General features: G+C 54.9%; 9 protein-coding genes and 1 pseudogene. 7 read left to right on the forward strand and 3 right to left on the reverse strand.

Features of this window, described 5'->3' with window-relative positions:
- Positions 1 to 5: 5 nt before the first annotated feature.
- Genes B7L72_RS05680 through brxL form a run of 4 tightly spaced genes read left to right on the forward strand, consistent with a single transcriptional unit; the run spans position 6 to position 6,243 of the window.
- The gene (locus B7L72_RS05680; RefSeq protein ID WP_081193137.1) at positions 6 to 1,283 is read left to right on the forward strand and encodes an AAA family ATPase; all 1,278 of its coding nucleotides are present in this window, start codon (positions 6 to 8) and stop codon (positions 1,281 to 1,283) included.
- Positions 1,280 to 1,879: a hypothetical protein gene (locus B7L72_RS18870; protein WP_176212840.1), complete on the forward strand. Its 600-nt coding sequence runs from the start codon at positions 1,280 to 1,282 to the stop codon at positions 1,877 to 1,879. Before B7L72_RS05680 ends, B7L72_RS18870 begins: the two co-directional genes overlap by 4 nt.
- A complete protein-coding gene (gene pglZ, locus B7L72_RS18705) occupies positions 1,876 to 4,194 on the forward strand; it encodes a BREX-1 system phosphatase PglZ type B (RefSeq protein ID WP_081193141.1) in 2,319 nt (772 codons plus the stop codon). Before B7L72_RS18870 ends, pglZ begins: the two co-directional genes overlap by 4 nt.
- Positions 4,195 to 4,200: 6 nt before the next feature.
- Positions 4,201 to 6,243 (forward strand): protease Lon-related BREX system protein BrxL, encoded by a 2,043-nt coding sequence (gene brxL / locus B7L72_RS05695; protein ID WP_139788454.1) that lies wholly within the window; start codon positions 4,201 to 4,203, stop codon positions 6,241 to 6,243.
- A gap of 12 nt (positions 6,244 to 6,255) precedes the next feature.
- On the opposite strand, the pseudogene B7L72_RS18165 reads toward brxL, so the two are convergent.
- Positions 6,256 to 6,399: pseudogene (locus B7L72_RS18165) on the reverse strand (IS256 family transposase); the annotation flags it as partial.
- A gap of 81 nt (positions 6,400 to 6,480) precedes the next feature.
- On the opposite strand from B7L72_RS18165, the gene B7L72_RS05700 reads away from it, so the two are divergent.
- Both B7L72_RS05700 and B7L72_RS05705 read left to right on the forward strand, forming a co-directional pair.
- Positions 6,481 to 6,660: a type II toxin-antitoxin system RelE/ParE family toxin gene (locus B7L72_RS05700; RefSeq protein ID WP_254893768.1), complete on the forward strand. Its 180-nt coding sequence runs from the start codon at positions 6,481 to 6,483 to the stop codon at positions 6,658 to 6,660.
- 37 nt (positions 6,661 to 6,697) lie between these two features.
- Entirely contained in the window at positions 6,698 to 6,961 is a 264-nt protein-coding gene (locus B7L72_RS05705; RefSeq protein ID WP_081135843.1) for a HigA family addiction module antitoxin, read from the forward strand.
- A 209-nt stretch (positions 6,962 to 7,170) separates the two neighbouring features.
- Here B7L72_RS05705 and B7L72_RS05710 read toward each other — a convergent pair whose 3' ends face one another.
- A complete protein-coding gene (locus B7L72_RS05710; RefSeq protein ID WP_081193145.1) occupies positions 7,171 to 7,443 on the reverse strand; it encodes a Txe/YoeB family addiction module toxin in 273 nt (90 codons plus the stop codon).
- Positions 7,424 to 7,696 carry a type II toxin-antitoxin system Phd/YefM family antitoxin gene (locus B7L72_RS05715; protein WP_016913873.1) on the reverse strand — a complete coding sequence of 91 codons (273 nt, stop codon included), beginning with the start codon at positions 7,694 to 7,696 and terminating at the stop codon, positions 7,424 to 7,426. The genes B7L72_RS05710 and B7L72_RS05715 overlap by 20 nt, the downstream gene beginning before the upstream one ends.
- Before the next feature lie 172 nt (positions 7,697 to 7,868).
- Here B7L72_RS05715 and B7L72_RS05720 point away from each other — a divergent pair, with 172 nt between their 5' ends.
- Positions 7,869 to 8,150, forward strand: a complete 282-nt coding sequence (locus B7L72_RS05720; protein ID WP_081193147.1) for a hypothetical protein — start codon at positions 7,869 to 7,871, stop codon at positions 8,148 to 8,150.
- The last annotated feature ends 12 nt before the right edge of the window (positions 8,151 to 8,162 follow it).

An 8,162-nucleotide genomic window follows, 5' to 3' on the forward strand; every position in this document is an offset into this window, starting at 1 on the left:
TAAAGATGCTTAAAGAACTTAACTTGACCAATGTTGGTCCCGCATCTTTGATGGAGCTGAAGTTCGGTGAGCGCTTAAACCTGGTGACAGGCGATAATGGCTTAGGCAAGAGCTTTTTGCTGGACATAGCTTGGTGGTCGATGACTCGCAAGTGGCCTGCCGAGCTGAATAACAGTCTGACGGTTGGCAAAAAAGTTAGGCCTCTGCCGAGAAAAGGCGGTGAGATCAGCTTCACCTTTACCGGTAAAAGCAAAGATGAAAGCTACACCAGTAACTACCAGCCCCGCGAAGAGGCTTGGACAGGCCGAGCAGGCCGACCCGCTAACCCTGGTCTAGTGCTCTATGCCATGAGTGATGGCAGCTTTGCCGTATGGGATCCGGCGCGCAATTACTGGCAGACCAAAAATAACGTAGATGTGCAGGAGCGCAGACCCGCTTTTGTATTTAGCCCTGCAGATGTATGGGATGGACTGGAGGACGAGGGGAGCGTGCTCTGCAATGGGTTAGTGCAGGACTGGGCTACCTGGCAGAAGGAAGGAGGGGAAGCCTTCAAACTGCTGAAGAAAGTGCTCAAGGTACTATCACCGAATGATAAGGAGGCAATGGTGCCTGGTAAGTTGGGCAAATTGAGCCTGGATGATGTAAGGGATATCCCGACACTTACCATGCCCTATGGCCAGGATGTACTGGTGCTCCATGCATCGTCTGGTATGAAGCGGGTGATGGCATTAGCTTATTTTATGGTTTGGGCCTGGCTGGAGCACCGCAAAGCGGCCGAGCACTTGGGCGAAGAGCCCACCCATCAGGTGGTGTTCCTGATTGACGAGGTCGAGTCGCACCTGCACCCAAGTTGGCAGAGAACCATTGTTCCAGCGCTGTTGGACGTAATGAAAGAACTGACCAAACGGCCAGATGTACAGTTAATCACCGCAACCCATTCACCACTGATTATGACATCGGTCGAACCGCTGTTTGATGAACGCAAAGACGCCTGGTTTGATCTCGATCTTGAACAGGGGGAAGTGGTGCTTCGCAGGCGCCCGTTTGTCCGCCAGGGTGATGCGTCGCGCTGGTTAATCAGCGAAGCCTTTGATCTGGGCAGCGCAAGGTCATTGGAAGCCGAGCACACCTTGGAGCATGCGGCGAAGATCCTGTCGGAAGAAGTTATTGATGCAGAGCTGGCCAAGGCACTTGACGCCAAGTTGCGCACTTTGCTGGGCGATACAGATCCATTCTGGATTCGCTGGCGCTATGTGGGTGAGAAACAAGGTTGGTTGCAATGATCCCAGTTACTGAGCAGCCTGAGCCTGCAGATTTCGATGCTAATGTACGCAAAAAGGGCTTGGTGCATCTTGGAAAGAAAGGATTTTCTTTAAACCAGCCTCTGCCCCCTAAAGCAGATATCGAACCCTACTGGCGTGCTTGTTTGACTGATCTACATCAGGCGTACGGCGGCATCTGCGCCTATTTAGGTGTTTATTTTGAACGTGTGATGGGGGGCGGTAGTGTCGATCACTTTATAGCCAAATCAACCAGTGCTGGTCTGGCGTATGAGTGGAGAAACTATCGACTGGCGTGCGCGACCATGAACAGTCGCAAACGTGAGTACAGCGATGTGCTGGATCCATTTTGTCTCTCGCCAGATCTGTTCCAGCTGCAGCTTTCTACTGGGCATATTTACCCAAACCCGAGACTAAAAGCTGTGCCAATGCGAATTGTTGAAGAAACAATCGAGCGGCTTGGTCTTGATGACCAGCAGTGTCGCGACCTGCGTACGAGTTGGTATCAAGATTATCTAGAGCACGGACTGCCCTCCGACTACCTCAAGAAAAAATCGCCTTTTGTATGGTACGAAGCCAACCGCCAGGGGCTGCTATGAAACTGATTGATCTGTTGGCTAACGAAGTACGTGCCAGTGCCACCTATAACTCCAATGTGCAGGCTGCACCCAGCGCGATCCTTTGGACGGACAAGTCGCGTCAGTGGGAGTCGGCGTTGCCTTTGCTGCAGGCCGCGATGCCAGAGCTGATTGTGCTCGGTGACTATGCCCCTGAGCGTAATACCGGGCCGGCCATTTGGATCAAGTGTGTGGTTGAAGGTGTCTTGCCTGGGGTTGAATTGCCCGTCGACCGAACGCCCATTGTTTATCTACCAGGCTATGAGCGCCGTGATTTGCGCGCGATTTCAGCGTGCCCTGAGTCACTCAAGCCGTTAGCTGAACTGCAGTACCGTGGCTGCTGGTGGATCTACAGTAATGCCGGTCGAGACTGGACGGTGAACGCTTTTTTGGTCTCCAACAACGGTGGTGCCGGGCTGGATGTGGCCAGAGATGATAAAACCCAGCAGGTGATGCTGCGGGTGCTGCCTGAGGTGCTGGAAAGCGCACGCGATGAATTGAGTAATCGCCGTCTTGAAGCGGCTGACTTCAACAAACTGGTCAGCAGTGACCCGGTGCGCGATTTACTCAGTTGGATGAATGACAGCCAGGCCTGCCGGGAGCGTTGGGAGTCGGCCCGCTGGCACGCCTTGGTCGGCATTTGTGAAACCGAATACCACTTTCATCCAGAACAGGATGGTGAACTGACGGCGGCGGAACTGTTATGCCAACGTCAGGGCGCCTGGGAAGGTGTTTGGCAGCGTTTTCTGGAGTCCTGCACGCATTACCCCCAATTGCCTCAACTGCTGTTGAAGGTGCAGGCCGATCTGGCGGCTAATGGTGCCAGTTACCCTTCGATTAACGCTGCAGAAGAGCAACAACTGGAGCGCGAGCTGAACAAGTTGTTGCAGCTTGATCCGGCCAAAGCTCGGCAGGGAGTTGTGCAACTGGAGAGCCGCCATGCCGAGCGCAGGGAGTGGGTGTGGCATGCCCTGGGGATGTCGTCCTTGGCTGGCGTGTTGGCGCATTTGGCCGAGATCGCAAAAGCCACAGCCAACACCTTCTCTGGGGCTGATCCCGAGGAAATGGCAGTCCAGTATCGGGATGCTTACTGGCGTGCAGATGACCATGCCCTGCGTGCGTTGGCCTACCCGCTGTCTACCGGGCAACAGGGCTTAGTCCACGGCCTGCTGGATTTGATTTATACCCCCTGGCTAGACGGCGTTACCCGTAACTTCCAGAACCTGGTGCGTAGCAAGGGTTACCCGGGCGTTAACGGTGTGAGTGAGGCCACGGCTGAGTATGCAGTGGCTGGTGAGGCGATATTTTTTGTGGATGGCCTGCGCTTTGATACGGCCCAACGTCTGCTCGCCAAGTTTCAGAACCTGGGCGATGTTCAGCTTGGATCAAATTGGGCTGCCTTGCCCTCGGTGACGGCAACGGCCAAGGCGGCGGTAACCCCGGTGCATGATCGTTTGACGGGTCGGGTAACGGATCGGGATTTTGAGCCTAGCCTAGCCGATGATGACAAGGACTTTTCGGCTCACTACCTGCGCAAGTTCTTGGGTGAGAAAGGCTGGCAATACCTGGAAGAGGGTGAGTCGGGCGATCCTGGCTCGAATGCCTGGCTGCAAAGTGGTGACATCGACAAAGAAGGCCACGTAAAGGGGCTAAAGCTGGCTGCGCGCATCGATACGTTGCTGGATGAGGTGGTGGAACGGGCTGAGGAATTGATTGCCGCAGGTTGGCGCAAAATCCGTATTGTGACGGATCATGGCTGGATACTGACGCCACGCCCCATGGTGAAGGTTGATTTGCCCAAGCACCTGACCGAAACCCGGTGGAGCCGCTGCGCAGTGATCAAGGATTCGGTGGATTCGGGTTACCAGCAAGTGGGCTGGTACTGGAACAGTGCAGTGAGTATCGCCATGGCACCAGGGGCATGTAGCTTCAAGGCTGGTCAGTATTATGACCACGGCGGCTTGAGTTTGCAGGAATGCCTGACGCCGGTGATTGAAATACGGAACTCACAGCCTGTCGCGGCTGCCGCTGCGGTCACTGCGAGCCTGTCAGATATTCGCTGGCTTGGCCTGACCTGCAAGATACAGGCAGAGACCCAGGCAGAAGGTGTGTTGGCGGTATTGCGAACCCACCCCGGTGACCCTGATTCTGAAATCACCAAGCGCAAGCCGCTCAAAGACGGAAAATGCAGTTTGATGGTCGATGACCAGTTTGAGGGCAGCTCGGCGGTGCTGGTGCTGCTGGATGATCAAGGTAATGTGCTGGCGAAAAAGCCGACATTGGTAGGAGACGAATAAGTGGAAATGGATACGCTGGACCACAAGGCCGCCGATGCCTTTGAGGGTTACCTGGTCCGCAAGGATCTGGTGCGAACCTTTGCCCGCCAGTTTCCGGTGCCGACCTATGTGGTCGAATTTATGCTGGGCCGCTATTGCGCTTCCACCGACCCTGAAGAGATTGAAGAGGGGCTGGAAATTGTTCAGCGCCAACTGTCGTCACGCACCGTTCGTGCTGGTGAGGAAGAGCTGTTCAAGGCGCGGGCCTACAAGGAAGGCTCAGCGAAGCTGATTGATATTGTCAGCGTTCGCTTTGTTGAAAAGGAAGGCGGTTACCTGGCGAGCCTGCCGAGCCTAAACCTGAATCGAGTACGCATCCCCGACAAAATTGTCGATGATAACGAGCGCCTTTTGACGGGCGGCTTTTATGCTGAGGTTACGCTGGAGTACGACAGCGTGATCGCCGAAGAGAAGGGCAACGCCTTTGGTATCTCAGAGCTACGGCCAATCCAGATGTCCAAACGCAATGTGCTGGATATTTTGGCTGAGGCTCGCAGTAACTTCAGTAGCGAGGAGTGGCGAGATTTTCTGGTGCGCTCGATTGGCCTGGAATCCAACGCCCTGAGCCAGCGTGCCAAGGATGCCATCCTGCTGCGGATGGTGCCCTTCGTTGAGCGCAACTACAACATGGTGGAGCTGGGGCCGCGAGGTACCGGCAAGAGCCACTTGTTCCAGCAGGTATCGCCCTACGCGCACCTGATTTCCGGCGGCAAGGCGACCATCGCCAAGATGTTCGTCAACAATGCCAATGGTCAGCGCGGCCTGGTCTGCCAGTATGATGTAGTTTGCTTTGATGAGGTCAGCGGGATCTCCTTCGATACCAAGGAAGGGATCAACATCATGAAGGGCTACATGGAGTCCGGCGAGTTCAGCCGTGGCAAGGAAAGTATCCGTGCCGATGGCTCCATGGTGTTTGTCGGTAACTTCGATGTTGACGTTGAACACCAACAGCGAGTTGGTCATCTGTTTGGCCCACTGCCGGCTGAAATGCGCGACGACACCGCCTGGATGGATCGTATTCACTGCTATCTGCCGGGCTGGGATGTGCCGAAGATGAACAAGGATCTGACCACAGACCACTTTGGCCTGGTCAGCGACTTCTTCTCCGAATGCATGAGTCGCCTGCGGTTCGAGAGCCGCGTGTCGGCGATGCAAAACCGCGTTCACCTGGGCGGTGCGCTCAGTGGTCGTGATACCAATGCCGTCAACAAGACGGTGTCTGGTCTGCTCAAGCTGATGTATCCCAACCAGGACATGCCGGTCTCCGACGAAGACCTGGAATGGGCCACTCGCCTGGGCCTTGAAGTGCGCCGCCGGGTGAAAGAACAGCAGAAGCGGGTAGGCGCTGCTGAGTTCCGTAACACCCATTTCAGTTACCTGATTGGCGATGATGGCCTTGAGAAGTTCGTTGCCACGCCTGAGCTCAGAGCTGACAACGAGATCGGGGATGATCCGCTGGAGCCAGGTCAGATCTGGACCATTAGTGAAGGCGGCGCTGATATTGAAGACAATGCCGGCTTGTACCGTATCGAAGTCAACGAAGGCCCAGGCTCCGGGGTGAAGATTCTGAACAACCCTGCACCGGCGGCGTTCAAGGAGTCGGTACGCTATGCTGAGCAGAACCTTTATTCACGCTCAGGCCAACTGATTGGTGACCGAGATCCGCGCTCCCATGAGTTCTCCATCCAGCTGCGTGCATTCGATGCGGCCAAACGCGGCTCCAAGCTGGGCATGGCTGCACTGATCGCCATGTGCAGCAGTCTGCTAAAAAAATCAGTTAAAGGCGGCCTGATCGTGGTCGGTGAAATCAACCTGGGCGGTTCGATCGAGCCGATCAGCAATGCCGTCAATATCGCTGAGTTAGCCGTGGAGAAGGGTGCAACCGCACTGCTAATACCAGTAGCGGCCCGCCGGCAGCTATATGACCTGTCCGATGACATGGCCACCAAAATCGATATCCAGTTTTATCAGGATGCGCGCGATGCTTTGTTGAAAGCGATTGTGGAGTAGGGGATTCTATATCAAGGCTACCCAGAAGCCCATGGCGCCGTCGCCGACCGGCGAGCTTGGGGCGGTGGTCAGCTCGCGCTCACGCAGCCCAGTGAGCAGCTCTTTCCAGCTGGTTTCGGACTCACGCTGGCCATCCTCGACGACGACCAGCTCCTCCCAAGGAGATTTTTGCATGAAGAAACATTCTGAGTCTCAGACAAACCAAGAAACTAAAATCCGGGCCCGATACCCGCGTCTATTGAAAGCGCTCTCAACAGAAAGCTGGATTTGATAGATGCATCTACCTCGGAAGCTGACCTCAGAGTTCCTCCCGGCAACCGATTCAAGCATCTGGATGGAAATATGTCCCACTTATGCGCAATCCGTGTAAACAGGCAATATCGTCTGATTTTTGAATGGTCAGATGGCCATGCTTGAGATATTTATTTGGATCCGCACACCTATAGGTGACGTCATGATGATGACAGAGCGAAAGCCCACAACCGTCGGTGAAATGCTCATTTATGAATTTTTGGAGCCGCTTGAGATGACTCAATCGGCGCTTGCCTGCCAAATGGGCGTTGCGCCGCGTGTTGTTAATGAAATCTGTAACAACAAACGCGCATTGTCTGCTGAAACCGCCATTATGCTGGCCACTGTGTTTGGTAACACGCCTGATTTCTGGCTCAACCTTCAACAGAAGGGTGAACTCTGGAAAGCCTACCATACCTTCCGATAGAACACGTAGCCCATAGAGTCTGGCCGCATGTTGTCCTCGGCATCCAGGATGCCCGACCACAAAGCGACCGCTATAGTGCAGGGCCTTCGCCTGCTTTTCCACACCATACAGCTTGCGGATCTGGTTCAGCTTTCAGTCTGCCTTGCCGCTCTTGCCTTTGGGTTGCACTTTCTGGGCTGGACGAAGACGTGGGGCCCATAAGCCAAGCATCAAAACTGATCGTAGTGACCACCAATAGCAAAAATATAAATGGACCGTTCGTCGAACCGATAGATCAAACGATCCTTTTGCGATATGCGCTTAGACCATAGCCCAGCGAGGTTGTGTTTCAGTGGTTCAGGCTTGCCAAAGCCGGAAGATGGATCCTCAGACCGCGGCATCTCCTTGAGTAATTTGCACAAGGCCTTGTGTAATCGTTTGTTATTTTCGCGCATGGCCTCATACGCTTCCCAGGTGTTGCCCTCAAAGACCAGTGATCTCATTCATCTGCTCGACAGTCGGTTGATAGCCTTTGCCACGTGTGTGGGTCTCAAGGGAGTCGGCTATCTGCTGCATGAGATGTTTGCTTTGGAGAACGTGAAGCGTTTCCTGTTCCTGTTCCCAGTCGTCGGCGCTCATCACAATAAAGGCTTCTCCGGCTCGTCGCGTTACCTTGAGAGGCTCATGCCTGCTCACCACTTGCTCTACGACGCTTTTCAGATTATCTCTGAATTTGTTGACACTGATGGTATCCATAGCCACCTCTTGATGTACGGGTTCTCCGTACGATTATAGGCTAATGGTTCTAACAAGACCAAGCCCAAAACCACCCAACGACGCGCTCCTCTCAACCAGCCCTCGCGACCGAGGCCCGGCGCAGTTTGCACGGGTTGAGTGGGCCGCAAGTGCTGGCTCTGGCAGCACGCCGGTGATCGAACTTCGAGTTACCAACAATACGGGCGAACCGGTGGCACAGGCCCATTTTCGAGGCGTACTGCAAAGCCCGGGGCGGTCGACGCCTTGGGTGGATGAAACCTTCTTCTATACCATTTCCGGGGGCATCGAGCCCGGTGAAACGCTGGAGTGGAGCCTGGCCCCGGATAGCACCGGAGCATGGGGGAATCCGTCGATCAGCGACGATGCGCAGCTGAGTATCGAGGTTCTGCGCCTGGATGGCCCCACCGGTGACATGCTGTGGGAAAGGCCTTGATAAAGCGCCTGA

Source organism: Halomonas sp. BC1, from assembly GCF_002078135.1.
In the GTDB taxonomy this organism is placed as follows: Bacteria; Pseudomonadota; Gammaproteobacteria; order Pseudomonadales; family Halomonadaceae; genus Vreelandella; species Vreelandella stevensii.